Source organism: Agrobacterium sp. P15N1-A (genome assembly GCF_044626815.1).
In the GTDB taxonomy this organism is placed as follows: domain Bacteria; phylum Pseudomonadota; class Alphaproteobacteria; order Rhizobiales; family Rhizobiaceae; genus Agrobacterium; species Agrobacterium leguminum.
On record NZ_JBIUPF010000028.1, the window covers coordinates 1 to 295 of the forward strand.

1 protein-coding gene is annotated in these 295 nt (G+C 60.0%); it reads right to left on the reverse strand.

Translation table 11 applies throughout. The annotated features are described in order from the left end of the window. Nucleotides 1–295, reverse strand: a 295-nt coding sequence (locus ACIK7D_RS27765) for a LysR substrate-binding domain-containing protein (protein ID WP_400158177.1), incomplete at both ends; no start/stop codon positions are given.

Genomic DNA, 295 nt, shown 5'->3' on the forward strand with positions numbered 1-295 from the left:
CGTTCTGCTCTATCAGTCTGGTCAGCTTGTCGTGCAGATAGCGTGCGGGCGGGGAAAACATGATGAAGGGCTCACCATTGAGCGCATCCAGCGCAGGTCGGCGTTTTGCGGCAAGCGGATGCGCGCGAGGGATGGCGAGCATCATGGGTTCGCGCGCAACGCACAGGCTTTCCAGATGATGATTGCCGGTAAGCGGGCGGGAAAGTCCGAGATCGATATCGCCGGCATTGATCGCTTGAAGCTGCTCGGCCGTTTCCATCTGCACCAGTTCGAGTTCGACCTGAGGCGCGGCAGT